Genomic DNA, 26,504 nt, shown 5'->3' with positions numbered 1-26,504 from the left:
AAAATAAACAGAAGGGGTGTTTAAATTGTCGGGATTATTCGAAAAATATGAATATAATGAACGACTTTGGAAAAGAAAATTTGCAAACCGTTTTGAAGAGATGGAAATCGAAGATTCGCTATTCCATTGGATAAATGTAAATGACATGGAAGAAGCGGAGGCCGTGGATAAAACCCTTGGGCTTTTGAAAACGCGGCATAGGGTTGTGAAAAGGAACATAGTAACAAAGGGACAAAGACCCAAAATTGCAGTGTATCCTGAATTTGTGTTTGTTGTCGCTAAAATGCCTACATATGATGGAGCCAAGAATCGAATAAGAAACGAGCAGGTAAGTTTCATACTGACAAAGGACAGCCTCATTTCCTTCCAACAAAGGAAGGGAGATGTATTTAGCGAGGTCCGAAAGGCGATTGAAACTGATGACTCTTTTGTTCGAAAGAACGGACCGGACTACCTTTTGCAGGCTCTTTTAGAATCCATAATCAACAATTATTTTGACCTAATTGAAAAAATGGATATCAAGATAGAGAGCCTTGAAGAGCGCCTTATAATGACGCGAACAGAGGACGTGCTTGAAGAAATACACAAGCTTAGAAAAAACATACTTATACTCCGGAATTCGGTCTGGCCTTTGAAGGATGTATTCAACGTGCTGTCAAGGGATGAGATACCCATTGTAAAGCCAGAGACAAGAATCTATTTCAAAGATTCATACGAGCATGTTTTTCATATAATAGATTCGTTGTCAATATATAGGGAAATGGTTTCGGGAATGTCGGACACGTATCTTTCAAACTTAAGCAACCGGATGAATAGGACAATGACGACCCTAACTATTTTCGCCACTATCTTCATACCATTGACATTTCTTACGGGGATCTATGGAATGAATTTCAAGTATATGCCGGAAATCGGCTGGCGCGCCGGCTATCCGATGTTTTGGGTCATAACGGCGACTGCGGTTTTTCTCATGCTAAAATATTTCAAGAACAAAAAAATGCTATAGAGAGGTATAATCCATGAATTATGTCATTGTCATAATGCTTCTTTTATTGTCTGCTATTTTTTCCGGCTTGACTATTGGGCTGTTCAGTCTCAATGTTTCAGAGCTGAAAAGAAAAATTAGGCTTGGAGATAAGAAAGCGCAAAAGGTTTACAGGGTGAGGAAGAATGGGAATTTGCTTCTTTGCACACTTCTGACAGGAAATGTAGCGGTCAATTCAACCATGGCGATATTTCTGGGCAGCATTGCAACGGGCGTAGTTGCCGGATTGGTATCAACCGGTCTGATTCTCATCTTTGGAGAAATTCTTCCGCAGGCAGTGTTTTCGAGGAATGCCCTTAAAATAGGAGCGAAAACAGCTTGGCTTGTACAGGGTATGATTTATATTTTTTCTCCTGTATGCTATCCGCTTTCAATAATGTTGGACTTAATGCTAGGCAAGGAATTGCCTACAATCTGGTCAAAAAGCGAGCTTGGGGAAATAATAAAGGAGCACGAGGATTCTCCCGATTCCAACATAGACGAGGATGAGGAAAGGATAATACTTGGGGCTCTTTCATTCTCGGAAAAGAAGGCAATTGATGTCATGACACCGAGAACGGTTTCATATTTACTTGAGGCGGGAAGAATTATTGATGATGATTTACTTGAAGAAATAATAAGCAAGGGTTTTTCAAGAATTCCTGTGTATGAAGGCACAGACGAAAACATAATTGGTATACTCTATGTCAAGAAGTTGGTTGGTTTTTGCAAAGGCAAGGGTTTTACGGTGGGAGATGTCTGCGAAAAAAGAGGAGTCATATTTACAGACAGGGATACCCGCTTGGATAACCTGCTGAATGTATTCATACATAGCAGGAGCCATATGGCCCTTGTATACGGAGAGTACGGCATGTTTAACGGAATTGTTACCCTTGAAGATATCGTCGAGGAGATTTTAAAGGTTGAAATAGTCGATGAGCAGGATAGAACAGAGGATATGCAGAAGCTTGCTCTTTCAAAACACAAAGCTAAGATGGAACAAGAGAATATGAAATCGGAAACGAAATAAAAAAAATAGAGGAGACGGAAATCATGTTCAGAACGGTTTGTTTTTATACATTGCTTTGGATTAGTCTTCTTTTGACGATTCCTGCAATGATTGTAGTTGAAATAGTAAGCCTTATTTCAAAACCGAAGGCAGAAGCCTTTGCGCACATTGTATCGAGGATATGGGGGAAGTCCGTTATTGGAATAAGCGGCAGCAAGGTTGAAATAGTGGGCCTCGAAAACATACCCAAGGAAGGCCCCGTGCTTTTCATATCGAATCACCAAAGCAATTTCGACATACCTGTTTTGCTTGGGTATCTGGATTCATCTGTTGGGTTTCTGGCCAAAGAGGAGATAAGGAAAATACCCATATTGGGCAGGTGGATGCGTTACCTAAATAGTGTGTTCATGGATAGAAGCAATCCCAGGGATTCCCTCAAAGCCATAGGAAGGGCAGCTAAAACCGTTGCAGATGGTCATCCTATGTGTGTTTTCCCCGAAGGGACCCGAAGCGGATCGGAGAATATTGGAGAATTTAAGGCCGGAGCATTTAAGATTTACACAAAATCCAAGGCGGCTGTGTTGCCTGTTGCAATTGATGGGACATGGCGTATGCAGGGCAGGGATACATTGCGGGTTAAACCTGCCAGTGTCAAAGTCTCCGTGCTGAAACCGGTCGATTTTGGGGAGATTTCACTGAGGGACACATCGGCCATTTCTGAAAAAGTGAAGAGTGAAATACAAAATGAATTAAACCGCAAAAAATGATTATAGATGAAATGTAAAGGGTAAAAAATATATGTTGAGCAAAAATATCAAGTTTGGCTGGGGGGATTGTATTGTATTGCGGAGTCGACTACAGTTTTTATACGGAAAAGTTTCTTAGGCAACTGCCGAAGGGCGTTTTTTTAAACACGAGAAACGGCAGTATTGCCAACATAACGACAAGCAGATGGGGAAGCATAGGTATTATGTGGGGCAAGCCGGTTTTTGCTGCATTGATAAAACCCTCGAGGTTTACATGCGGATTGATAGAAAAGACAGGTGAATTCACTGTCAGCGTGCCAGTGGACAGGGATTTTACCGATGAACTGCTCATATGCGGGCAGACAACAGGAATGACCACGGATAAATTTTCGGAGTGCAACTTGACCGCAATGAAGTCCCAAACACTAGAAACCTTTATAGTCGGCGATTGCAGGTTGCATCTCGATTGCAAGGTTTTAATGAAGAACGAAATGAAGATGGAAGCCTTTCTTGAAAAATCGGAAAATGAGTATTGCAATCGGGGCGATTTTTACAACCTTTACTACGCTGAAATCGTCTCTGCGTATGTAGTTGAATAAGCATGAACGAAAAAAATATGGCCGATTTGTAAGAACTTCTTGAAAGAAATAGTTTCGACGGGATCATCGATATACTGAGCACAATCATGGAAACAGCCAAGACATTCGGGTTCAAGGATCTTACCAAATGTCTTCCCACGCATTGACTGTGGCAAAGAAGAAGGATAGCGCGGGAATAGGCGGATTGCTAAGAAAGATGGAAAAAAATCTGGAAAAAATGAAAATCGTATACGTGAAGCATGGCGAAGAAAGCGAAATGGATTTCTTCGGCGAAGGTGCAGATGATTTTTAATTTTTTTAAATCGGTCGTGCCCGGAGTGCCAATGATTTCTTTTGCCATTTAATATATACGATAACCCGTTTGCAAACACGAGTCAAAGATCATTTGCTAATTAACCTATCGGATGCAAGACTTTTTTATTTGAGAGGGGATCGAAAAGTTTGGACATGGGGTGGCATTTGCGGAGCAATTTGATATAATGAAAGGAATAATTTCGGCAGGATTGCTAGAATTATATCTTTGTCAATTATTTCGTGTATAAGGGATTTTCCTGATGATAAGGAAAGAAACATCCGATTCATAAATAATTTCATAAACTGCGCCATTGAACAGTCGAAAATATGAAAAAACGGATTCTTTCCAGTGAACGTAGATGAATAATTTTTATAAAGAAGGGTATTTGTTAAAGGAAAGACAAAAAATATATGGGAGGCGGCATATGAGTTTACTAGACAAGATAAAGAGCACTACAAAGGAGACTGCATCTACCATCGGAGCTAAGTCCGCGGAATTGGTAGAGACGGGCAAGATGAAATTCAACATGGCTCAGCTTGAATCTGAAATAAAGACAAAGAAAAAAGAAATAGGAGATTTGGTTTATGCAGCCCATAAAATGGATGAGGAAGTGGATGCTGAAAAACTGACTCGAATATTTTATGAAATAGAGGAAATGGAAAACAAAATTGAAGAATTAGCGTGAGAATCTTCAAAGGAATCCGAAACATCAATGGATTCCTTTTTTATTACGCATAATATATAATGATTAAAAAGGCGGCAATGGGAGGATTCATGAAGATTGTATGTTTGGGAGATAGCTTGACATATGGATATGGAGTAAGGCGACGCGATGTGTGGACGAGCCTGGCATCCGAATTGTCGGGAGATTTATATATAAACAAGGGTATAAATGGAGATACGACGGGAGGAATGTTGTCGCGTTTTTACGAAGATGTTTTGATGGAAAAACCAAAAGCTGTTTTATTGATGGGCGGAGCCAATGATTTCATAATGGGTGAGCCGGCAAGCAGAGTACAGGCAAATATGTCGTCAATGGCATACCAGTCGCTGGCTCGGGGTATATTGCCTATTTTAGGAATAGAGATTGATATAATTGACGATATGGTCTATCCGGAGTGGAAAAATTTTGCAGATTTCAGCACTGTCCGCAATAAGCTTTGCCAGTATAGGGGATGGGTTGGAGAGTTCGCAAAGATATTTGGAATAGACTATATAGATGCATACAGGCCATTTTACGAGTATGACGCAAAGCGTGGCAGGGACTTATACTCGGACGGATTGCATCTCAATGTTGAGGGAAACAGACTCATGGCGTCAATAATATCGGAAGCGATGTCGAAATTAACAAGAAAATAAAATTGGAGGGATATAATGCAGACATTTATCGGTTTTGCGGCAGTTACTTTTTTCGCGGTTTATATTTATTTGAGGGTTTTCGGTTATGGGAGCAGAAAGAAAAAAGATTGATTGTGGATTTGTGAGAGGCTTGATTTTTGTTAGCTAAACGGAGGTTTCCATAAAGGGACAGCATCAGTAATGGAGCTTCCTTTCGGAAGCGTTGAAAAGCTGGGGCTTTTTTGCGGGGAGGTTATAAGCTTTACTGAAAAAGCAAAAACTGATGGACGCGACGGCGCTTTTGTTTTAGACTATTAGTTAGGAGGCTAAATAATATGGCGCAAAACGAATTCAGCAATCATTCCGGCTATTTTATTCAGGAAATTGCAAGGAAAACGAACTACCTGTTAAACGGATTGTTGGCTCCGCTCGGGATTACATATGCGCAATTCAGGGTTCTGAATTGTCTGTGGAAAAAAAGGATCCTTTTGCAGAAGGAAATCCACGAGGTTATTGAAGTCAAACCTTCGACACTTACAGGTTTGATTGATTTACTGGAGGCAAAAAGGCTTCTGGGAAGGTCAGTTAGCGAGGTCGATGCAAGGGCAAACAGGATCCGCCTCACAGAAAAGGGGCGCGAGCTAATGGAACCGGCATGGAAAGTTATCGAAGCCTTTGAAAACAGAATGACCGAAGGGATAGATGAAAGCGGAAAGAAAGGCCTTATTATTCATTTGAAACGCATAAACGGAAACTTGGAGTGATTAAGGTTACTCAATAAAACAATAATCAAGGAGGCACACAATGAGCGAAAGGTTCTCTATTGAAGAAAGCTGGGCGGTCCACAAGGACGGCGAGGATGCATTGAGAGGATTCAAGGACAGATTTTATCTCTTGAAGGATTCGATTTACATGGACGGAAACTCCCTGGGACTCATGTCGGTGGACGCGGAGGCTTCGCTCTTAAGGGTAATGGAGGAATGGAAGACCCTCGGCATAAACGGCTGGATGGGTGGGGAAACACCGTGGTTTTATTATCCCGAAATGCTTGCGGGCAAGTTGGCTGGGCTAATAGGCGCGGAAAAGGATGAGGTGATGATACATTCATCCACAACCGTAAATCTCCACCTGCTTTTGGCGACATTCTACCGTCCCGAGGGAAACCGCACGAAGATACTCATGGACAACCTCACATTTCCATCCGACCGATACGCCGTTGAGAGTTTCATGAAGACAAAGGGATACGACCCAAAGGAGCATTTGCTTGTATTTGAAAGCTCTGATGGAAAGACACTCGACGAGAATGCTATAGCGGATGCTATGGATGAGGAAGTATCTCTTATTCTGCTTCCCTCTGTGCTCTATAGGAGCGGGCAGCTGCTTGATATGAAGAGCTTGACAGAAAAGGCACATGAAAATGGTATATTAATAGGCTTTGACTGCGCTCATTCCATAGGTGCGGTGCCGCATAGGTTTAGCGATTACGGACCCGATTTTGCATTTTGGTGCAACTACAAATACGTTAATAACGGCCCCGGTGGGACTGCCGGATTCTATATAAACAAGCGCCATTTCGACAGGGAGGTAGGACTTGCCGGATGGTATGGAGTTGAGAAGAATAAGCAATTCGATCTTGAAAACGAGTTTCATCAAAACAGGTCAGCTGGAGGATGGCAGATAGGAACATCCCACATGCTTTCAATGGCGCCCCTTGAAGGTTCCCTGAAAATCTATGAAGAAGCCGGAATTGAAAATCTTAGGGAAAAATCACTGGAGCTTACTTCGTACATGATGTTCCTTATAGATGAATGGTTGAGTCCCGATGGCTTTACTGTGGGAACTCCGAGGAAAGATGAAAAACGTGGAGGACATGTGGCTCTAGAACATGAAGAGGCGGTACGCATAAACGAGGCGCTTAAGGAGAGGGGCGTTGTTCCAGATTTCAGGCCCCCAAACATAATTCGTCTGGCTCCTGTTCCCCTATATACCTCTTTTCATGATGTTTGGAAGGTTGTATCTGCCATAAAGGGAATATATGAAAATGGAGAGTACAAGAGGTTCGACAAGAAAAGAGGCACAGTAGCTTAGGCTTTGCACCATCACATAAAAAACACATAAGTAGATTATAATGATTGCCAAAGGCGGCAATCATTATTTTGCTTTGATTCAGGTTTAATCGGGCAAATAAAAAGAAACGAATATGATGCAAGGGAGAGCATATGAAGAAAACAATAAAGATAAGGGCATACATTCAAACATTTTTCTTTTTACTCATTGCGGCAATATCGATAAATCACGGTTTAGAGGAATCCGGGCAAGGCATTCCTTTCTTGTCTGCGGCATCTCTTCATGCGCTTTGTCCATTCGGAGGGGTAGTGACCTTGTACCAAACTATTACAACGGGAACCTTTGTTCAAAAGATTCATGAGTCAGCATTGGCCATGCTCTATTCGGTTATAGTGCTGTCTGTGCTTTTTGGACCCGTTTTTTGTGGATGGGTGTGTCCTTTGGGAACGCTTCAGGAATGGATAGGGAAGCTGGGCAAAAGGATTTTTAAAAAAAGATATAATAGATTCATGCCTATTTTTATAAACAGTAAATTGCGATATCTACGATATTTGGTTTTGGCATGGGTAGTATATGTTACGGCAAAATCAGGGGTTCTTCTTTTTGTAAATGTTGATCCATACTATGCATTATTCAATTTCTGGACAGGGGAAGTGGCTTTGTCCGCCCTGGCAATTCTTGCATTAACAATGGTAGGAGCGCTTTTTGTTGAAAGACCCTGGTGCAAATATACATGTCCTTTTGGGGCTTTCCTAGGCATATTCAATCTATTTAGGATATTCAAGATAAAAAGGGAGACGTCAACCTGTATAGATTGTGGGGCTTGCGGAAAGGCATGTCCAATGAATATTCGGGTCGATAAAAATAAAACGGTTCGAGATCATCAATGCATAAGCTGTAGGATATGCACTTCCGAGGAAGTTTGCCCAATTCCGGATACGGTTGAGTTTAAAACGGGAGGTGGCCTCAGTGAAAATTAAAAGTGGGGTTCTTGGTATTATCATATTTTTGGCAATCTTTGGAGGGATAGCTTTTTCGAGTTCTTTGGGGTATTGGCAGACCGAATCATCAAAGGAACCGGCTGTTTACGATTCGGGCGAATTCGAAGGCATGCCGAATCCGGGGGATATAAGAGGATCATATTCGTTTTCGGATGTTTCGGAGGCCTTTGGAATACCTATAGAGGATTTGACGATGGCATTTGTATTGCCTGAAGATACGGACCCTGGGGAGTTTAAAAACAAAGACCTTGAATTGATATATGAAAATTTGAAAGAAGAAGGTACTGAAATAGGAAATGGTTCGGTAAAACTTTTCGTAGCGCTATATTTGGGACTCCCGTATGAAATAGAAGAGGGAACCTTTTTGCCGCTTGAGGCGGTTGCTATTCTGAAGGAAAAAGCTGAACCGACAGAGGAACAGATAGAATACATCGAAAGGAATGGGATTGAAGTAAGATCATATAACGCGGAAGAATCTCCTGCATTGGAGATGGATGATGATGCTAAGACAAGTGGAGAGGAAACCGATGAAAGAACGATAAATGGCAAAACAACATTCGCAGACTTGCTTGATTGGGGAATTACTTCGGAAAGCATTGGTAAAATACTGGGGACCGATATTCCGGAGGCCGGTCTAAGCATAAAGGATTTTTGCACTCAAAAGGGGCTTGAGTTTTTGCCGATAAAGGAAGAACTGCAGAGGGAAGCGGATGCACTTGACCAAGGCTAAAAAAAGAAACCGTTTGCATTAGGTGAAGGCCCTCATGAAAAAAAGGAAGCTCCCATGTATGATTGAAAGAAGCTCTTCGTTTTCCGATTGAGAAAGTGCAGACTCTTCTACTTGTAAAACTTTTTCGGAGAAAATATTGCACCAATTAACAGTAAAAGTTGAAAAATTGAGTTCCGATTGCTTTAAGAGACGCTTCCCGAGCGTTCTTTCTTCGGAATCAAATTCAAGCTGATTGTATAATTCTCCAAGAAGAGCTGGCCTTGAGATATTAATATTTTTGAGCAATTGCATGTTTTCCTTTCTCGATGTCATGGCAATTGTGAAGTATAGAGCCGCTAAATCGACAAAGGCTTTTGACTCTTCTTTGTTAAGGCTGATGAATTTTCTGGCTCTTTTGTCATTTGAGGAATAAATCAGGGTTGCGAATTGGTAAATGGATCGTCTCATATGCTTGAAATAGTTGCGAAAAAATGTTTTCTTGGGATATTTTTTGGAAATTCTTGTAAGCCGCGAAGTGTTTTTTCCAAGAGCGGCGTTTATAATATATTGTTTTTTAGAAAAATCATAGAATCCCATTTTGGTCAGCTCCTTTTCATAAGTAGTTCTATTATATATCAAGATATATCTAATGCAAGACCGGGTGAGTCTTATCTTGTTAGGTTAGGGTGAATATGGTAATATTAATCAGTAGGACTAACTCGAAAGGAGTCAAAAAACATGAAAAAAATAGCTATTGTTACGGATTCGACCAGCGATCTTTCCGCCGAACAGATGAAGGCGTATAATATTGAAATGCTTTCGTTAAGAGTTATTTACAAGGAAAGGGAATACAGAGACCGGTTGGATATAACACCTAAGCAGATATATGAAAATTTGGACAAGGAGGTGCCAAAGAGCTCCCTGCCTCTTCCGGGAGATGTAATTAGGCTTCTCGACCGCCTTAAGTCTGAAGAATATACGGATGTGGTCATATCACTTATTTCATCGGGACTTAGTGGCACATACAACATGGTTCGCCAGGTGGCAGAAAACTATGATGGTTTGAACATAGAAGTGGTTGATTCAAAAGCATTGTCATTCGGTCTTGGATTCTTGTCGATTGAGGCGGCAAAGGAAAGAGAAAAGAGCAATGATTTGGATAAAATCATGGAGAAAATCCTTAAAACTAGGGATAACATATATTTGACATTCGTGGTCAAGACCCTTGAATATCTTAAACTGGGTGGACGCATAGGTTTGGTAGAGGGAACAATTGGAGAGATTCTTGGGATAAAGCCTATCATCGGCATTAATGACAATGGAATCTATTATACAATTTCAAAAGTAAGAGGGAGAAAGAAATCCATAAACAGGATGTTCGAACTCATGAAGGAAAAATACGCCGGAAAGTCATTTAATCTGGCTGTAATAAGCGCAAACGCAGATGAAGAGGCGATGAAGCTAATGGAAAAGATACGCGAAATGGGAAACGTTGAGGAAAGTTTTTTTGCCCAGCTTGGACCGGTCATGGGGGTTTATACGGGGCCTGGACTGATAGGCATTGTTGCATACGAGGCATGATGGACAACAGAGCCTGGGCGTGTATGCCCGGGCTTCTTTTATGTTGCGCAAAGCATCAATTGCGTGATTCTTTTTGGGCAAAAAAGCAAAATTGTTTTATGGAGCGTCATTTTTGGGTATCATGTTGGTATCGAATATTATGGAGGATAACTCATGAAGCAAACAGAGTATTATATGAAAAGTGCGGTTGAAATTTTTGACATTCTTGAAACATCTTCAAGAGGACTTGATTCCTCGGCGGTGTCAGAGAGAATGGTTAAGTATGGCAAGAATGAGTTGACTGCAAAACCACGCATCCCTAAGTGGCAAATGTTTCTGTACCAGTTCAAGGATGTTTTAGTGATTCTGCTTATGGTTGCAGCCTTCATGTCGCTTCTTATAGGCAACTATAACGATGCTGTAATAATGGGGATTATTGTTATTGTCAATGCGTCCATAGGATATTTCCAAGAGAACAAGGCTGAGAATATAATGGAGTCCCTAAAGAAGCTGGTGCAGTCGCCGTCCAAGGCTTATAGGGACGGGGAATTGAAGGAGATCATCCAGACGGATCTTGTTCCGGGAGATGCAATCTACCTTGAAGAAGGGGACAAGATTCCTGCAGACATACGCATAATGGAGGCTTTCAACTTCAGGACCAACGACTTCTCTCTGACGGGAGAATCCATGCCTCAGGAAAAGAATTCAGATACATTGAAGAAGCAGGCTATTCTTGCCGACAGGGACAATATGGCCTATCTTGGAACGACGGTTGCATCCGGGAACGCAAAGGGTATAGTCGTTGGGACAGGAATGGAGACTGAACTAGGGAAGATAGCAGATATGACCCAGGAGGAGGATGCATCCTCCTCACCTCTTCAAATTGAGATGAGGGCAATAGCCAACAGCATTGCAGTTTTCGCCGTATTTATAGGTGTGGTGCTCTTCGGCATCAGCATAAGCCAAGGGCTGGGAATGAACTTCGCGCTCATTTACGGGCTTGGAATAGCCGTTGCAGTGGTGCCGCAGGCTCTGCCTATGCAGGTGACGGTGGCTTTGTCAAACGGTGTGGGACGGCTTGCCAAGAAAAATGCCGTAATAAGAAAGCTGTCATCTGTTGAGACACTGGGTTCAACCAATGTAATAGCCACAGACAAGACCGGCACGCTTACCAAAAATGAAATGACGGTAAAACACCTATGGTTCGACAGAAAGGAATACGAACTTACGGGAATAGGCTACCAGCCAAAGGGAGGAATCAAGAATTCAGAGGGGCGCCAGCTTACAAGGGATGAAATAGACGAAATAGAAATAATGCTCGATGCCGCAACTATGGCATCGAATGCTGAAATACATGAACCGGATGAAAACCATACAGGGTGGTACGCAATAGGAGATCCCACGGAAGCGGCTATGGTTGCAGCCTCAACGAAGCTTGGAACCCGCTCTCCCAATGAAGATGAGGAAAACCCTGAGCTCTATGAGTTCAGCTTCGATTCGGTAAGGAAGCGCATGAGTTCGGTAAGACAATTCGGAGACAGAAAGGTTCTTACGATGAAGGGCGCGATGGACAGCGTGCTTGAGGTGAGCAACAGAATATATAGAAATGGCGAATCGGTTCCCATGGAAGAATCCGACAAGGAGTGTTTAAAGGATCTTAATGTTGCATATTCCAAGAAGGCTATGAGGGTTTTGGCTATTGCGTACAGGGAACTAGGAAAAGACGAAAGTGACTATGTGCTTGAGGACATGGAAAGAAATGTAGTATTCCTAGGCCTCATGGCAATGACAGATCCCCCAAAGGAGGGGGTTCGCGAGGCCATGGAAAAAGCGCATGATGCACATATCCGTACATTCATAATGACAGGAGACCATGCGATAACAGCCCAGGCCATAGGCCAGCAGGTAGCCCTTTCAAAGGACGGAAGTCCCGTAGAAGTGGTCACAGGGCAGGATCTTGACGAAATGGACGATGATGCGCTTAAGAATCTAATGGAGAAAAACGAATCACTCATATTCTCAAGGGTTTCACCCGAAAACAAGCTCAGAATTGTTAAAATACTAAAGAACCAGGATCAGATAGTAGCCGTAACGGGTGATGGAGTAAACGATGCCCCCGCACTTAAAAGCGCTCACATAGGGGTTGCTATGGGCGGAATAGGAACAGATGTTTCAAAAGAGGCCGCGGATCTGATTCTCCTCGACGACAGCTACTCAACCATGGTATATGCAATACGGGAGGGTCGAACAATATACAACAATCTAAAGAAGACCATATTGGCATCCCTAACGAGCAACGGGGCCGAGCTGTCGGTGGTGCTTCTCGGACTGATGGGTGTAGCTTTCTTCGGATGGCCCATACCAATACTTGCCATACAGATACTTGCCATAGATCTTTTGGCGGAGATCCTGCCGCTTACGGCGCTCACATTCGATCCGGCTTCTGATGACATAATGACATCACCGCCGAGAAGCCGAAAGGACCACATACTAAGCAAGAAATCCATGACGGAGATTCTTTCACTAGGATTTGTAATGGGTCTTTTGGGTTTCATAAATTTCGGGCTGTTCATAAATCGCATGGGTGTTGATATGACATCCACGCACGCACTGTATGCCAGGGCGACAACCATTAGCTATGCAACCATAGTGGCATGCCAGTTCATGAATGTTCTTTCAAGAAGATACACATACGAGAGTCTTTTCAACTATACATTTTTCACGAATAAGAAGATGCTCCTTTCTATCTTGTTTTCAATCGGGCTGACAATTGCCGCTATATATACTCCTTTCATAAATTCGTTCATAGGATTTGCTCCATTGTCGATTATGGATTGGGCATTTGTAACAGGATCCGCCATGGTTTTCCTTGCCGTCTATGAAACCATTAAGGCGTTCAAGCGAAGCAGACGGGTCGTAGTGAATACTGATTAGAAAAATGAAATAGAAATATCCATAGATAGAGGCCCTGCAAAAATTGCGGGGTCCTTTGTATAAGACGGGGGGACAGGCACCTGTCCGATACAAATAAAAAGGAATGGAAGACCAAAGATAGAATAAATAAAGCGGGGGGCATGGCCTCACCGCAATGGACAACGGAATAAAGAAAATTCCGATTCTTATGCTTTCGGGAGAAAAGGACCCTGTGGGAAGAAACGGTAAGGACATCGAAACTCTTTTCGGCTTTTACAGAGACTTCGGATATGATGATGTATCTAGGGTTATAGTGGAAGGTGCGAGGCACGAAATTTTGAACGAAACAAACCGTGCCGAGACTTGCAAAATTATATACGAATGGATAAGGGAAAGGAGCTGATGGAAATGAAAAGGTATGTGCTTGCGCTGGACCAGGGAACGACAAGCTCAAGAGCTATTCTGTTTGATAAGGCCGGAAAAATTGTTTCCATGGCGCAAAAGGAGTTTAAGCAATACTATCCCAAGCCCGGCTGGGTTGAGCAAGACCCAATGGAAATCTGGGGCAGCCAAAGCGGAGTGGTTAAGGAAGCCTTAGAAACGGCCGGCATAGACTACGGTGAAATTGATTCCATAGGCATAACAAACCAGAGGGAAACTACCGTTGTTTGGGACAGAAAGAGCGGGAAACCTGTATACAATGCAATAGTATGGCAGTGCAAACGGACAGCCTCCATATGCGAAACCCTTGCAGAAGAAGGATACGCAGAATACATACGTAGCAAAACGGGGCTTTTGCTCGATGCGTATTTCTCCGGCACTAAAATCAAATGGATTTTGGACAATGTTGAGGGAGCTAGGGAGAGAGCCGAAAGGGGAGAATTGCTTTTCGGCACAATAGACACATGGCTGATATGGAACCTCACAAGGGGCAAGGTTCACGCCACGGATGTCTCAAACGCATCAAGAACAATGCTTTTTGACATAAAGAACCTCACATGGGACGAAGGGCTATTGCATGCGCTTGATATTCCGGTATCCATGCTCCCCGAAATAGTGGATTCCTCGGGAATAGCAGGATACGGAGATCCAATGCTCTTTGGAGGGGAAAGGATTCCAATTTCGGGCATAGCGGGAGACCAGCAGGCCGCGCTTTTCGGGCAGGGATGCTTCCGTATGGGGATGGCTAAAAACACCTATGGGACAGGGTGCTTCATGCTCATGAACACGGGTGAGAAGATAGTCGAATCAGACAAGGGGCTTTTGACCACGGTGGCCTGGAGAAAAAACGGAAGAACGCTCTATGCTCTCGAGGGTAGTGTTTTCATGGCCGGGGCAATAGTCCAGTGGCTAAGGGATGAAATGAGGCTCATCGACAGTTTATCAGAAAGCGAGCAGGCGGCGCTTAAGGTGGCTGACAACGGAGGGGTTTATCTCGTTCCCGCATTCGTAGGGCTAGGGGCTCCCCATTGGGACATGTACGCAAGGGGAATCATAGTGGGTCTTACCAGAGGAAGCGGAAGGGACCACATAATAAGGAGCGCACTAGAGTCCATAGCGTATCAGACAAAGGATGTTTTGGAGGCTATGCAGTCTGACTCGGGAGTAATTCTAAAAGAACTAAGGGTTGACGGAGGTGCGGTGGAAAACGGTTTTCTCATGCAATTTCAGGCGGATATTTTGGGTAAAAACGTTGTAAAACCCGTAATAAATGAGGCGACTGCCTTTGGAGCAGCTGCTCTTGCGGGGCTCGCAACAGGGTTTTGGGAAAGTGAGGAAGCCATTGAAGGAATGCTGAGGGCAGAGAGACTATACTATCCCGAGATGGAAAAAGTTAATGCAGAGAATTTTTACAGGGGATGGACCAGGGCTGTAGAGAGATCTAAACGTTGGGAAGAGATGTAGAGATTTGAGAATAATTGTTTCCAGCGGTGTTTTGAAGGTTATAATGATAAAATAGGCAATCATTGAAATCAGAAAACATAAGGAAAGGTTGCGGCATTTTATTAATAACTGGAAACCTGAGAATTGAAAGGAAGGATGAGATGAAAATTAAGGTATTGGACATTGTTTCCGATGTGCACAACGAAGGATATATAGACAATACGCTTGTTGATTTTTTAAGCGAAATAGAAGAGAAGACGGGGCGAACCTTTGAGCATGTCAAGCCGGTAGATTTTGAAGGCGAGGGTTTCCATTTCATATTCATCAAGTCCGGAGGAACCGAGGGGGTATTTAAGGAACTATATCAAAAATTGAAGCCGCCGTTTGTCCTTCTGACGAGTGGAATGCATAATTCCTTGGCTGCTTCTATGGAAATTGCATCCTTCCTAAGAGACAAGGAACAGCAGGTGGAGATTATACACGGTGATGCCGCATATACTTCGAGACGCATAGAAGAAATGCTTAGGATAATGTCTGTGAAGGAACGGCTGCAAAGCATCCGATTGGGAGTAATAGGGAAACCGTCCGATTGGCTGATAGCAAGCGATGTCGACTATAAGGAAATCAAGGATATCTTGGGGATAACACTGGTGGATATAGGCATAGATGAGCTTATCGGAAGCATAAGCGATGAAGAGAAGGTTCCAGATGAAGCATTCAAGGAAATAAGAGAGAAGTCTTTCGACAGTGAAGTCACAGAGGGAGCTCTCGCCATATATTCGGGGCTTAAGACAATAATTAAAAGGTATGATTTGGATGGTTTTACACTCAGATGTTTCGATCTTCTTGAACCGCTTGGAAACACAGGTTGTCTTGCGCTTTCAATCTTAAACGACGAGGGGATTCCGGCAGGTTGCGAGGGGGACGTTCCGGCGCTTATTTCAATGACACTATTGAGTTATCTTACCGATAAGCCGGTCTTTGTAGCCAATCCTTCAAGAATCGATGTGGGCAGAAATGAAATGGTATTGGCTCATTGCACCGTACCTATGAGCATTACCGAAGGCTACGAATTAGAGACCCATTTCGAGTCGGGCATAGGCATAGGCATAAGGGGCAAAATACCCGAAAGTGATGTAACAATCTTCAAGATTTCAAGAAATGCAGATAAATATTTCGTTTCAAAAGGGGAGGTTTTGAAAAACCTTAGAGACCCAAATTTGTGCAGAACGCAGATCCATGTAAAGCTTGAGGAAGATGTAAATTACTTCCTTACAGAACCATTGGGAAACCATCATTTGGTATGTATGGGAGACCATGTGGATTTGGTCAACACTTTTTTCCGTTGGCTGTAAATAACATCATAAAAGACTAAAAACATGAAGGGGAACGCCTATTTCAGCCTTCCGTAAAAATACGGAAGGGTGAAATAGGCGTTCCCACTGCCCACTGTAAAAGCATAAATCACATCTTTTGATTGTTTTAGGTTTTAGAAATTTGTATAGTTTAATGCATCACTCGAATTGAGAATCCGCCGCAGGCCGCAGTGAGCAATTAAATCCTTGACCTGAAAGCATCAACTCTCTTAGTTCTTCTTTTCTTTTTTGTTTTTCCTGATAGCTGACAACTAATAGCTGATATCTCTCTTATCTATTTGTGAAGTATGACAGATATCTTTTTGTAAATCAACAGTGTGATTGCAGAGATTACGGCTCCCTTTATCAGATTGAAGGGAACTATGGCATACAGTACTAGTGTTTTCATGTCATGGATTGCCGCGTTTGCGGCATTGCCCTTTTCAATTATTATATCAAGGGGCATTACTTTAGCGTAAAACGGAAGCAATATGAAGTAGTTTGCCAGTCCTCCTGCAATGGCCATCGAAACTGTTCCGACTGCTAATGCCTTGAGAGCCTGGGTTTTCGATTTCTTCATCTTGTAGATGTAGCTGGCTGGAAATACAAGGGCAGCGCCCACTATGAAGTTTGCAAGCTCACCTACACCGGCTGTAGAGGTCCTTGTGATGAAATGTAGAAAGTTTTTAATGAGTTCGATGGCAACACCGGCAGCGGGTCCCATTGCAAAGCCACCTACAAGTGCTGGCAAGTCGCTCAGGTCGAGCTTGAGAAAGACTGGAAATAATGGCACTGGCAATTCGATAAGCATCAAAACGAATGCGATGACGGACAAAACGGATGTTTTGACCATTTTGTTGGTTGAACTGGCTCTTTTCATAATATTCCTCCCAATATAATATGCCCCGGATCAGGGATTCCAGGGCATTAAGTATCGTTATAGTTTTCTTCTCTCATCCAGACTTTAACTGTCGGCTTCGGAATTTCACCGAATCAACCGATTTCTCGGCTAGCGGGCTTTACCGCCGGTAGGGAATTGCACCCAACCCTGAAGAAAATATTCGGTTTTCTAAATGAAGTATAACACCAATTAATTCTGCCGTCAAGAAAATGAAGAATTAGCAAACTTGAAATCTACTCAAGATTCGGCTTTATGATAAAGTGAAAAAAGCAGAAAGCAGAAAAAACAATACAAAAGGCATACAACTTAAAAATCCTATAGCAGATGGCTTTATGCATCTAAGCTTATTTTTGTTAATAGCTACTTAAAGTTAGTATAAGATGATGAAAAGCAGCCATAGAGCGTAGTGAACAGACAAATTAATGCCTGTTCCTTTTCTTTTATAGATTGGCTTCGGCTTCGGTCGTTAGTTCGTCCATGAGTTCTTCAACCGGAACAATCTTGTCAACAAGGCATCCTGTGCTTCCTATGAAGACAAGTCCGTCATTCACATCGCCCTCTACAGCTTTTACAAGTGCTTCGGTTATGCAGTAGGGCGCTGTAGCAGGGTTGCATGCTTTGAGACATCCGAAGCATTTTTTGATTTTCTTTCCGGTTGCCTCAACTGTTTTTACATGGTTGTTGTATATGGCTCTTCCAGGCATTCCGAGCGGGCTTACCACTATCTTGATTGTGTCATCTTGCGCATTTATATATGCTTTCTTGAAGTTTATGTGCGCATCGCATTCATCTGTGGCTACGAAACGGGTTGCCATCTGTACTCCCGCTGCTCCGAGTTTTATGAATTCGGCGATATCCTTGCCGGTGTATATGCCCCCTGCGGCTATTACGGGGATGCTTTTGCCATAGGCTTCTTCGAAAGGCTTTAGTATTTCGATGACCTCCGACACTATGGTTTTTAGGTCTGGCAATACCGGGTTTGAAAGCACTTCCGGGCTGAAGCCGAGATGACCGCCTGCCTTTGGGCCCTCAACAACTATTAGATCAGGAAGATAGTTGTATTTTTTTGTCCAAAGCTTCGTTATTACTTTTGCGCCCTTTGCAGAGGATACTATGGGGGCAATTTTTGTAGCCGAATCCTTCACCAAGCCAGGTAGGTTTGTGGGAAGTCCAGCTCCTGATATAATCAGATCTGCTTTTTCCTCAACGCATACTTTTACTTGCTCCGCATAGTTGTTCGTCGCCGTCATTATATTGACGCCTAATATGCCCTGAGGGCTTAAGACTCTCGCTTTTTGGATTTCCTTTTTGAGTCCCCTAAGATTGGCGGCGTCGTTGTCCTTTTCAAAATCGGGTTCGCGGAATCCTACCTGCGCAGCGGAAATAACTCCTACCCCGCCGGCCTTGGAAACAGCCGAGGCCAGGGATGATAGGGAAACCCCTATGCCCATGCCGCCTTGTATTATAGGTACGCGGGCTTTTAAATCATCTATTATCAATGGCTTAAGTTTCATATTTAATGTCTCCTTTTCAAATGGGTTTTAATGCTTTGATATTCAAAGTATAATCAAAAGGTGTTTTTCTGTCAACCTTTGCGAAATTTAAAAATATTGACAAAGTATTTGATCCGTTATATACTTTGAAAGTCAAAGTAATAATGTTTTGAAAGTCAAAGCAATAATTGCTCGAAATAATAATCCGGGAGGTGAAGGATTGTGTCAGATACCGCAAAGGTCTTAAATAAGATACTGGTTGAGCTATTTCGAAATATACTCAATATAGAGGAAAAGGAATTGAAGCGCATGGGTTGCCTTTTGTCCATGACGGAGATGCATACAATTGAGCAAATCGGTTTGGGGAAGCCCCAATCGATGAGCACGGTGGCAAAAAAACTGGGTATAACAATAGGTACCTTGACTACATCCATCAACAGGCTTGTAAAGAAGGATTATGTAGAGAGAAACAAGAACCAGGAGGATCGACGAATCGTCGAGATAAAGCTGACGAACAAAGGCAAGGAAGCATATCTTATGCATGCCAATTTCCACGAAGGCATGGTGAATGGGGTTATGGAGGATTTGAAAATCCAAGATGACAAACAGCTAATAAATGCTCTTGAAAATCTTAACAAGTATTTTACTAAGAAATATCAAGCTGACAAATAGAAAGGGGTGACTTGATGAATTACGCCAGCATTATTGGCACGGGCACTTATGTTCCTGAAAAAATTGTAGACAACCATATGTTGTCCGAGCTTGTCGAAACAAATGATGAGTGGATTAGAACTCGAACAGGTATAAAGGAAAGAAGAATAACTACAGGGGAAAATACTTCGGATTTGGCTCTCAAGGCATCGGAAGCGGCGCTTGAAAACGCAGGCATCAAGCCGGAGGAATTGGATATGATTATTCTTTCCACACTGACACCGGATTATTTTACGCCTGCTACGGCTTGTTTGGTGCAAAGGCGGCTTGGAGCGAAGAATGCAGTGGCATTTGATATATCGGCAGCCTGCTCGGGATTTCTTTTCGGGCTTGATGTGGCGGATAGTTTTATAAAGGCTGGGAAGGCCAAGAAAATTTTGGTGGTCAGTTCAGAAGTCATGTCCAAGGTAATAGACTGGAAAGATAGGAACACCTGCGTGCTCTTCGGAGACGGAGCGGGCGCTGTTGTACTAGAGGCTTCGCAAAAGACCGGCATCCTTAATACTGTCATCGGTTCAAAGGGCGATATAGAAGGCAATCTGATTTCAAAATCGAGAAATGTTTCGAATCCTTTCATGGAAACGCCGGAAACAGGCGAGAACTATCTTCAAATGAATGGCAAGGAAATTTTCAAATTCGCTACTCGTATAATGAGGAAAGCCTTGAATGATGTACTAGATGGTATGGGGATCAATTTGGGTGATGTCAAGTATATTGTACCCCATCAGGCGAATAACAGGATGTTCGAGTATGTTGCAAATAAAATGAAATTCGACAAAGAAAAATTCTATGTTAATCTTGAAAGATTCGGAAATACATCGTCTGCCAGCATACCTATAGCATTGAATGAAATGGCTAAAAAGGGTTTGCTTGAAAAAGGCGACAAGCTTATTTTTGTAGGTTTCGGAGGAGGGCTCACATGGGGCGCTGCACTCGTTGAATGGCAATTAAATTAAAACTGATAAAAAGACAAGGAGGAAATTATAATGGTATTTGAAAAGGTGAAGGAAATTTTAGTTGAAGAATTAGGCGTGGAGGCAGAAGAGGTTTCCATGGAAAGCAATATAAAGGACGATTTGGATGCTGATTCATTGGACGTAGTACAAGTTGTAATGGCTGTAGAAGAGGCATTCGAAATCGAGGTTGAAGAAGAAGTTGCTGAAAAGATGCTGACGGTCGGTGACATTGTCCGTTACGTTGAAGCGAATAAATAATCCATCAGAGGCATACTCTGGAAAGGGGAGGTATTGATGGCAAAGAAAAAATTCAAGGATTTGCTTGGAATAGAGTACCCTATAATCCAGGGAGGAATGGCTTGGATTTCAGACGCGGAACTGGCTGCGGCCGTTTCAAACGCTGGAGGATTGGGGATAATAGCCGCGGGGAACGCCCCCGGTGACTGGGTAAAGAAAGAAATAAGAAAAGCGAAAACCCTGACGGATAAACCCTTCGGGGTTAACGTCATGCTCCTTAGTCCCTTTGTAGAAGAGGTGGCCGAGGTTGTATGGGAGGAAAAGGTTAAGGTCATAGTTACCGGAGCCGGAAACCCTGGAAAATACATCAAAAGATGGCGTGAAAACGATGTTACGATAATTCCTGTAGTGCCTTCGGTAGGATTGGCCAGGCGAATGGAATCCACAGGTGTTGACGCACTAATTGCAGAGGGGACAGAGGCGGGCGGACATATAGGTGAGCTGACCACAATGTGTCTTTTGCCCCAGGTTGTGGATGCTGTTAATATTCCGGTTGTAGCTGCCGGGGGAATTGCCGACGGAAGAGGAATTGCAGCTGCATTCATGATGGGGGCTTCAGGTGTTCAGGTTGGAACTCGTTTTCTAGTGGCGAGGGAATGCAATGTCCATGAGAACTATAAGAAGAAAATACTAGAAGCCAAGGACATAGACACACTTGTGACTGGAAGATCGACGGGACACCCGGTTCGTGTTCTAAAGAACAAGCTTGCAAGGATGTACAAGAAGATGGATAAAGAGTTTGCTCCTGCGGAAAAATACGAAGAACTCGGGAGGGGAGCCTTGCACAAAGCTGCCTGCCTGGGGGATGTGTCCATGGGCTCTATCATGAGCGGACAGATTGCCGGACTCGTAAAACGCGAGCAGACGGCCTTGGAAATAATTGAGGAGATGTTTGGAGAGCTTAAGAATCTCCTTGATGATGCAAAGGATTTAAACATTTAGGAGGTAATCTACATGGGCAAAATAGGATTTTTATTTTCAGGGCAGGGTTCTCAATACATTGGCATGGGAAAAGACCTTATAGAAAAATTCAAGAGCAGCAAGGATGTATTTGACGAGGCCGATAATGCCTTGGATATGGATTTGACCAAGATGGTAACCGAAGGAAACCAAGAGGAACTTAATCTTACAGAAAATACACAGCCGGCAGTTCTGACCACAAGCATGGCCGCACTTAGGGCTGCGGAGGAAAAGGGGCTTAAACCCGATGTGGTAGCCGGTCTTAGCCTAGGAGAATATACGGCATTGGTGGCAGCGGGAGCACTTGCCTTCGCGGTTGCAGTGAAGCTTGTAAAGAAACGCGGTAGATACATGCAGGAGGCCGTACCCGAAGGTAAGGGAACAATGGCTGCCATAATAGGCCTTGACGAGGAAAAAGTCCAGGAAGCTGTAAATGAAGCCAAGGAGTACGGGATTGTTGAATGCGCTAATTTCAATTGTCCGGGGCAGATTGTCATAGGCGGGGAAATCGAAGCTGTGAAAAGGGCGTCTGCTATTGCTATGGAAAAGGGCGCAAAGCTTGTAGCTCCATTAAAGGTAAGCGCACCATTTCATACCTCAATGCTGAAACCGGCCGCCGATAGGCTTGCCGAGGAACTCAAGAATATAGATTTCAAGGAATTAAATATTCCCCTTATCTCCAATGTTTTCGCGGATTATATAGAAAACAAGGACCATATAAAGGACATACTCAAAAACCAGGTAATGAAGCCGGTTCAATGGGAAAGAAGCATACAGAGAATGATTAACGACGGAGTAGACACCTTTGTTGAAATAGGTCCGGGCAAGACCCTGACAGGATTCATAAAGAAAATCGGCAAGAAAGAAAATGTGAAATTGAGAATAGTCAACATAGAGGATGTCAAGTCCCTCGAAAAAGCGGTAGAAATGCTTTCGCCGAAGATGAATGTGACAATCAGAAGCATTAACCGTTTGACCACAAAAAAAAATGTAAAGATAGGTGATAAGGCATGTTGAAGGGGAAAACGGCTGTAATCACGGGAGCAAGCAGGGGAATAGGGAAGGCTGTGGCAATACGTCTCGGAAAGGCCGGAGCAAACCTGGTGCTAAACTACAGAAGCAACGACGAGGCTATGGACACATTGCTTGAGGCTCTTGAAAAGGAAGGCATAAAGGCTGTAAAAGCCAAAGGCGATATTTCAAATTCGGATGAGGCCAAAGAACTGATGAAGATTGCAAAGGATACATTCGGGTCTTTGGACATATTGGTTAACAATGCCGGAATAACCAGGGATAAACTTATAATTCAAATGAAAGAAGAGGACTTTGACTCTGTCATACGCGTTAATCTTAAGGGCAGCTATAATTGCATTAAGCATGCCGCTAAAATTATGATGAAGCAAAGGTCCGGAAAGATTGTTAACATGGCTTCGGTTGTAGGCGTGACAGGAAACGCGGGACAGATAAATTATTCGGCATCAAAGGCCGGAGTTATTGGAATGACAAAATCCGCAGCGAGGGAACTGGCCGCAAGAAACATAACCGTAAACGCGGTTGCTCCGGGATTCATTGAAACGGATATGACAAAGGATCTGGTTGAAAAAGCGGGAGAAGGAATGCTTTCGGGAATACCTCTCGGACGATTGGGTTCGCCTGAGGACATCGCCGAGGCTGTTGCTTTTCTAGTTTCGGATGCGGCTGCCTATGTTACCGGGCAAGTGCTTAATGTCGACGGCGGAATGGTAATGTAAGGGGGATGAATATGAAAAAGAGAGTTGTTATTACAGGGATGGGAGCAGTATCTCCCATCGGAAACGATGTTGATAGCCTTTGGGAAAGCATAAGAGAAACTGCGCCGGGAATAGATTTTATAACCCATTTCAATACGGATGAAATAAAGGTGAAGGTGGCCGGAGAGGTCAAAGGATTCGATCCGGTTGAATATATTGACAAGAAGGAAGCCAAGCGAATGGACAGATACACGCAGTTTGCAATAGCGGCTTCCAAGCAGGCGTTTGAAGACTCTGGGCTTAAAGAATCACCGTACAATCCGGAACGAATGGGAGTAATAGTGGGATCCGGTATTGGAGGCCTCGGTACTATCGAGGAGCAGGCAGGAAAATTAATAAATAGAGGACCCAAGAGGGTATCTCCTTTCTTCATACCCATGTCTATTATAAACATGGCGGCTGGAAACGTTGCCATAGCGTTGGGAGCAAAAGGGCTTTGCAATACAGTGGTGACGGCGTGCGCGTCGGGCACAAACGCTGTTGGAGAGGCTTTCAGGAATTTGCAGCATGGATATGCCGATATTATAGTTGCGGGAGGAACAGAGGCAGCAGTTACACTTCTCGGGGTAGCCGGATTCGAGGCTATGACAGCGCTGTCTACCAAAAACGATCCTGCGCGAGCTTCCATACCTTTTGATGTGGAGAGGGATGGATTTGTAATGGCCGAGGGATCCGGGATGATGGTCCTTGAGACTCTGGAACATGCTAAGGCGCGAAACGCAAAAATATACGGAGAAATAGTAGGCTACGGATTCACATGCGACGCCCACCACATAACTGCGCCGGCTCCTGGAGGAGAAGGCGGGGCTAGAGCAATGAAGCTTGCCATAGAAGAAGCGGGAATCAAGCCTTCGGATATATCATACATCAACGCACACGGTACAAGCACACCCTACAATGATAAATTTGAAACGCAGGCAATTAAAACGACATTTGGCGAAGCCGCGAGGGATATACCGGTAAGCTCCACAAAGTCAATGACAGGCCACATGCTTGGAGCCGCAGGAGCTATTGAGGCGATTATTTGCATCAAGGCTCTCGAAGAGGGATTTATTCCTGCTACGGCCGGTCTTTTAAAAGCGGATCCCGAATGCGACCTTGATTATGTTCCCGGCAAGGGACGCGAGAAGGAGCTTTCATACGCGCTTTCCAATTCACTGGGTTTTGGAGGGCACAACGCATCAATAATTCTTAAAAAATGGAACGAGTAGGAGGAATGCTATGCTAAATTCAAACCAAATAATGGAAATTATTCCCCACCGATATCCGTTTTTGCTTATTGATAGAATCAATGAAATTGAAGAAGGTGTATATGCCAAGGGAATAAAGAATGTAACCGTCAACGAATATTTTTTTCAGGGGCATTTTCCCGACGAGCATGTAATGCCAGGCGTGCTTATAATAGAGGCCTTGGCACAGGTTGGTGCTGTTGCTATACTGTCCCTACCGGAAAACAAAGGCAAAACTGCGTATTTTGGGGGAATAAAGAAAGCAAGATTTAGAAGAAAAGTAATACCTGGAGACACGTTGACATTGGAAACACGCATAGTCAAGTCGAAGGGAAGCATAGGTTTTGGTCAGGCGATAGCAAGGGTAGATGGCGAGGTTGCTGTTGAAGCTGAGCTTACATTTGCAATAAGATAAACAAAAGAGTCCAATTGGACTCTTTTGTTTATCTACGAACTTGTAGATTCAAGTTTTTAATCGTGAAGCGGTGAGATGTTAACTATTTCAATTGCGATTTTCAATTCCTTCATTATTTCCTCAATATTCATCTCTTCTATTTCATCGAGTTTTCCGTAGACCTCATCGTCTTCTGTGACGACATATTTGGCGGGCAAATTGTTCAATGTAAGAGCAAGCACATCTTTTCGGCATTTTTCGCAATTGGCGATGTGTGAAACCTCATCCAGATGATCTGTCAATACTTTATCGACTACTTCTTCCATGTAATTGTGCATTTTCATATTATACCCACTCCTTTTACGTATATATTCCATATTACTTGAATACCCATAGCGGCGTCAAATATGCATAGCTATTTTGAAAATCGGTTTGGTTGCCGTTTCTCATAAAAAGGGATAGGTGTGTTATAATGGACAAAAAAAGGGATTTTAACATGAAAGATATTTCTAGACACGAGCCGTCTATAAGAATGAGCAAGGCTGTTGTTTTCAACGAAACTGCATATTTGTGTGGACAGGTTAACGCAGGAAACAACGCATAATCTTGAAATGGTCGCTAAAACACCTTCGGCGGCTCTTCTTTCAACCAGAATGAAGCCAACAAAAGAATTTTGTCTGGAAATATACAAAACATTTAAGGCCCACAATGTAAGATGTTTTGTAACTGTTCACTCACATTTCACAACCGAGTACTAAAACTGCTTTAGAAATGTGAGTGAATAGTTACATAAAATCATAAATAGATAGGGGGATTTTGATGATATTTGGAGAGATTGATTATACAAGACCGGACATGAAATTAATCGGGGAAAGGTTTGAAAGCAAATTATCTTGTCTTGAAAAAGCGGATGGATTGGATGCTCAAAATCGCGTGATTGAGGAAATTAATATATTGAGGCAGGAATTTGAGTCCGTGTCTCAGATATGTTACATACGCAATACCATAGACACAAGGGATTTATTTTATGAAGATGAACAGAATTTTTTCGATGAAAATGAGCCGGTTTACGAGGGGTTAATAAGCAAATACTACAAGGTTCTTCTTGATTCGCCATTCAGGAAAGGGCTTGAGATATATTGGGGAGAACAGCTTTTCAGGCTGGCAGAGAAAGCGATAAAGGTTTTTTCCGAAGAGATAATCGACGATTTAATCGAGGAGAACCGTCTCGCTACGCGTTATACAAAGGTTTTGGCTTCGGCACAGATAGAAT

At 43.1% G+C, this 26,504-nt stretch carries 29 protein-coding genes and 1 riboswitch; of the genes, 25 read left to right on the top strand and 4 right to left on the bottom strand.

The window, feature by feature from the left end:
• Positions 1-25: 25 nt before the first annotated feature.
• The 11 genes from corA (at position 26) to JJE29_04425 (ending at position 8,809) form a co-directional block, all read left to right on the top strand.
• On the top strand, positions 26-1,006 hold the full coding sequence (gene corA, locus JJE29_04475; protein MBK5251870.1) for a magnesium/cobalt transporter CorA: 981 nt from the start codon (positions 26-28) through the stop codon (positions 1,004-1,006).
• Between the two features lie 13 nt (positions 1,007-1,019).
• A complete protein-coding gene (locus JJE29_04470) occupies positions 1,020-2,054 on the top strand; it encodes an HlyC/CorC family transporter (GenBank protein MBK5251869.1) in 1,035 nt (344 codons plus the stop codon).
• 23 nt (positions 2,055-2,077) lie between these two features.
• Positions 2,078-2,800, top strand: coding sequence for a 1-acyl-sn-glycerol-3-phosphate acyltransferase (locus tag JJE29_04465; GenBank protein ID MBK5251868.1), 723 nt, complete (start codon positions 2,078-2,080; stop codon positions 2,798-2,800).
• Positions 2,801-2,871: 71 nt separating this feature from the next.
• Positions 2,872-3,378: a flavin reductase gene (locus JJE29_04460; GenBank protein MBK5251867.1), complete on the top strand. Its 507-nt coding sequence runs from the start codon at positions 2,872-2,874 to the stop codon at positions 3,376-3,378.
• 127 nt (positions 3,379-3,505) lie between these two features.
• Positions 3,506-3,670, top strand: a complete 165-nt coding sequence (locus JJE29_04455) for a hypothetical protein (protein MBK5251866.1) — start codon at positions 3,506-3,508, stop codon at positions 3,668-3,670.
• 427 nt (positions 3,671-4,097) lie between these two features.
• Positions 4,098-4,358, top strand: coding sequence for a hypothetical protein (locus tag JJE29_04450; protein ID MBK5251865.1), 261 nt, complete (start codon positions 4,098-4,100; stop codon positions 4,356-4,358).
• Between the two features lie 89 nt (positions 4,359-4,447).
• A complete protein-coding gene (locus tag JJE29_04445; protein ID MBK5251864.1) occupies positions 4,448-5,032 on the top strand; it encodes an arylesterase in 585 nt (194 codons plus the stop codon).
• 314 nt (positions 5,033-5,346) lie between these two features.
• Positions 5,347-5,775: a MarR family transcriptional regulator gene (locus JJE29_04440; protein ID MBK5251863.1), complete on the top strand. Its 429-nt coding sequence runs from the start codon at positions 5,347-5,349 to the stop codon at positions 5,773-5,775.
• Between the two features lie 40 nt (positions 5,776-5,815).
• Positions 5,816-7,099 carry a kynureninase gene (kynU, locus tag JJE29_04435; protein ID MBK5251862.1) on the top strand — a complete coding sequence of 428 codons (1,284 nt, stop codon included), beginning with the start codon at positions 5,816-5,818 and terminating at the stop codon, positions 7,097-7,099.
• A 131-nt stretch (positions 7,100-7,230) separates the two neighbouring features.
• Entirely contained in the window at positions 7,231-8,058 is an 828-nt protein-coding gene (locus tag JJE29_04430; protein MBK5251861.1) for a 4Fe-4S binding protein, read from the top strand.
• The gene (locus JJE29_04425; protein MBK5251860.1) at positions 8,048-8,809 is read left to right on the top strand and encodes a hypothetical protein; all 762 of its coding nucleotides are present in this window, start codon (positions 8,048-8,050) and stop codon (positions 8,807-8,809) included. The genes JJE29_04430 and JJE29_04425 overlap by 11 nt, the downstream gene beginning before the upstream one ends.
• Positions 8,810-8,827: 18 nt before the next feature.
• Here JJE29_04425 and JJE29_04420 read toward each other — a convergent pair whose 3' ends face one another.
• Positions 8,828-9,385, bottom strand: coding sequence for a hypothetical protein (locus JJE29_04420; protein ID MBK5251859.1), 558 nt, complete (start codon positions 9,383-9,385; stop codon positions 8,828-8,830).
• Between the two features lie 141 nt (positions 9,386-9,526).
• Here JJE29_04420 and JJE29_04415 point away from each other — a divergent pair, with 141 nt between their 5' ends.
• The 5 genes from JJE29_04415 to JJE29_04395 all read left to right on the top strand — a co-directional run bounded on the left by JJE29_04415 (position 9,527) and on the right by JJE29_04395 (position 16,500).
• Positions 9,527-10,369, top strand: coding sequence for a DegV family protein (locus JJE29_04415; GenBank protein ID MBK5251858.1), 843 nt, complete (start codon positions 9,527-9,529; stop codon positions 10,367-10,369).
• Positions 10,370-10,522: 153 nt separating this feature from the next.
• Positions 10,523-13,282 carry a cation-transporting P-type ATPase gene (locus JJE29_04410; GenBank protein ID MBK5251857.1) on the top strand — a complete coding sequence of 920 codons (2,760 nt, stop codon included), beginning with the start codon at positions 10,523-10,525 and terminating at the stop codon, positions 13,280-13,282.
• Between the two features lie 154 nt (positions 13,283-13,436).
• Entirely contained in the window at positions 13,437-13,664 is a 228-nt protein-coding gene (locus JJE29_04405) for an alpha/beta hydrolase (GenBank protein ID MBK5251856.1), read from the top strand.
• A gap of 5 nt (positions 13,665-13,669) precedes the next feature.
• Entirely contained in the window at positions 13,670-15,166 is a 1,497-nt protein-coding gene (glpK, locus tag JJE29_04400; GenBank protein MBK5251855.1) for a glycerol kinase GlpK, read from the top strand.
• A gap of 140 nt (positions 15,167-15,306) precedes the next feature.
• The gene (locus JJE29_04395; GenBank protein ID MBK5251854.1) at positions 15,307-16,500 is read left to right on the top strand and encodes a hypothetical protein; all 1,194 of its coding nucleotides are present in this window, start codon (positions 15,307-15,309) and stop codon (positions 16,498-16,500) included.
• A gap of 295 nt (positions 16,501-16,795) precedes the next feature.
• Here JJE29_04395 and JJE29_04390 read toward each other — a convergent pair whose 3' ends face one another.
• Both JJE29_04390 and JJE29_04385 read right to left on the bottom strand, forming a co-directional pair.
• The gene (locus JJE29_04390) at positions 16,796-17,380 is read right to left on the bottom strand and encodes an ECF transporter S component (protein MBK5251853.1); all 585 of its coding nucleotides are present in this window, start codon (positions 17,378-17,380) and stop codon (positions 16,796-16,798) included.
• A 61-nt stretch (positions 17,381-17,441) separates the two neighbouring features.
• A riboswitch (FMN riboswitch) is annotated at positions 17,442-17,560 on the bottom strand.
• Between the two features lie 281 nt (positions 17,561-17,841).
• Positions 17,842-18,915 carry a nitronate monooxygenase gene (locus JJE29_04385; GenBank protein MBK5251852.1) on the bottom strand — a complete coding sequence of 358 codons (1,074 nt, stop codon included), beginning with the start codon at positions 18,913-18,915 and terminating at the stop codon, positions 17,842-17,844.
• A 201-nt stretch (positions 18,916-19,116) separates the two neighbouring features.
• Here JJE29_04385 and JJE29_04380 point away from each other — a divergent pair, with 201 nt between their 5' ends.
• The 8 genes from JJE29_04380 to fabZ are packed head-to-tail and all read left to right on the top strand — an operon-like array spanning position 19,117 to position 25,252.
• A complete protein-coding gene (locus JJE29_04380; GenBank protein MBK5251851.1) occupies positions 19,117-19,566 on the top strand; it encodes a MarR family transcriptional regulator in 450 nt (149 codons plus the stop codon).
• Between the two features lie 14 nt (positions 19,567-19,580).
• On the top strand, positions 19,581-20,561 hold the full coding sequence (locus tag JJE29_04375; protein ID MBK5251850.1) for a ketoacyl-ACP synthase III: 981 nt from the start codon (positions 19,581-19,583) through the stop codon (positions 20,559-20,561).
• A 24-nt stretch (positions 20,562-20,585) separates the two neighbouring features.
• Positions 20,586-20,819, top strand: coding sequence for an acyl carrier protein (gene acpP, locus JJE29_04370; GenBank protein MBK5251849.1), 234 nt, complete (start codon positions 20,586-20,588; stop codon positions 20,817-20,819).
• A gap of 36 nt (positions 20,820-20,855) precedes the next feature.
• Positions 20,856-21,800 (top strand): enoyl-[acyl-carrier-protein] reductase FabK, encoded by a 945-nt coding sequence (fabK, locus tag JJE29_04365; protein ID MBK5251848.1) that lies wholly within the window; start codon positions 20,856-20,858, stop codon positions 21,798-21,800.
• 12 nt (positions 21,801-21,812) lie between these two features.
• Complete coding sequence (gene fabD / locus JJE29_04360; protein MBK5251847.1) at positions 21,813-22,835, top strand: ACP S-malonyltransferase; 1,023 nt, start codon at positions 21,813-21,815, stop codon at positions 22,833-22,835.
• Entirely contained in the window at positions 22,829-23,569 is a 741-nt protein-coding gene (gene fabG, locus JJE29_04355; GenBank protein ID MBK5251846.1) for a 3-oxoacyl-[acyl-carrier-protein] reductase, read from the top strand. Before fabD ends, fabG begins: the two co-directional genes overlap by 7 nt.
• Before the next feature lie 11 nt (positions 23,570-23,580).
• Positions 23,581-24,819 carry a beta-ketoacyl-ACP synthase II gene (gene fabF, locus JJE29_04350; GenBank protein MBK5251845.1) on the top strand — a complete coding sequence of 413 codons (1,239 nt, stop codon included), beginning with the start codon at positions 23,581-23,583 and terminating at the stop codon, positions 24,817-24,819.
• A gap of 10 nt (positions 24,820-24,829) precedes the next feature.
• Entirely contained in the window at positions 24,830-25,252 is a 423-nt protein-coding gene (gene fabZ / locus JJE29_04345; protein ID MBK5251844.1) for a 3-hydroxyacyl-ACP dehydratase FabZ, read from the top strand.
• A 56-nt stretch (positions 25,253-25,308) separates the two neighbouring features.
• Here the strand turns inward: fabZ and JJE29_04340 are convergent, their stop codons facing one another.
• Positions 25,309-25,575, bottom strand: a complete 267-nt coding sequence (locus tag JJE29_04340; protein MBK5251843.1) for a late competence development ComFB family protein — start codon at positions 25,573-25,575, stop codon at positions 25,309-25,311.
• A gap of 475 nt (positions 25,576-26,050) precedes the next feature.
• On the opposite strand from JJE29_04340, the gene JJE29_04335 reads away from it, so the two are divergent.
• Positions 26,051-26,504 (top strand): M3 family oligoendopeptidase (locus JJE29_04335; GenBank protein ID MBK5251842.1); only part of this gene is annotated, 454 nt, incomplete at its 3' end.

It is taken from the genome of Peptostreptococcaceae bacterium, assembly GCA_016649995.1.
GTDB lineage: Bacteria > Bacillota > Clostridia > Peptostreptococcales > BM714 > BM714.
This window is presented reverse-complemented; position numbering and strand designations above follow the sequence as displayed.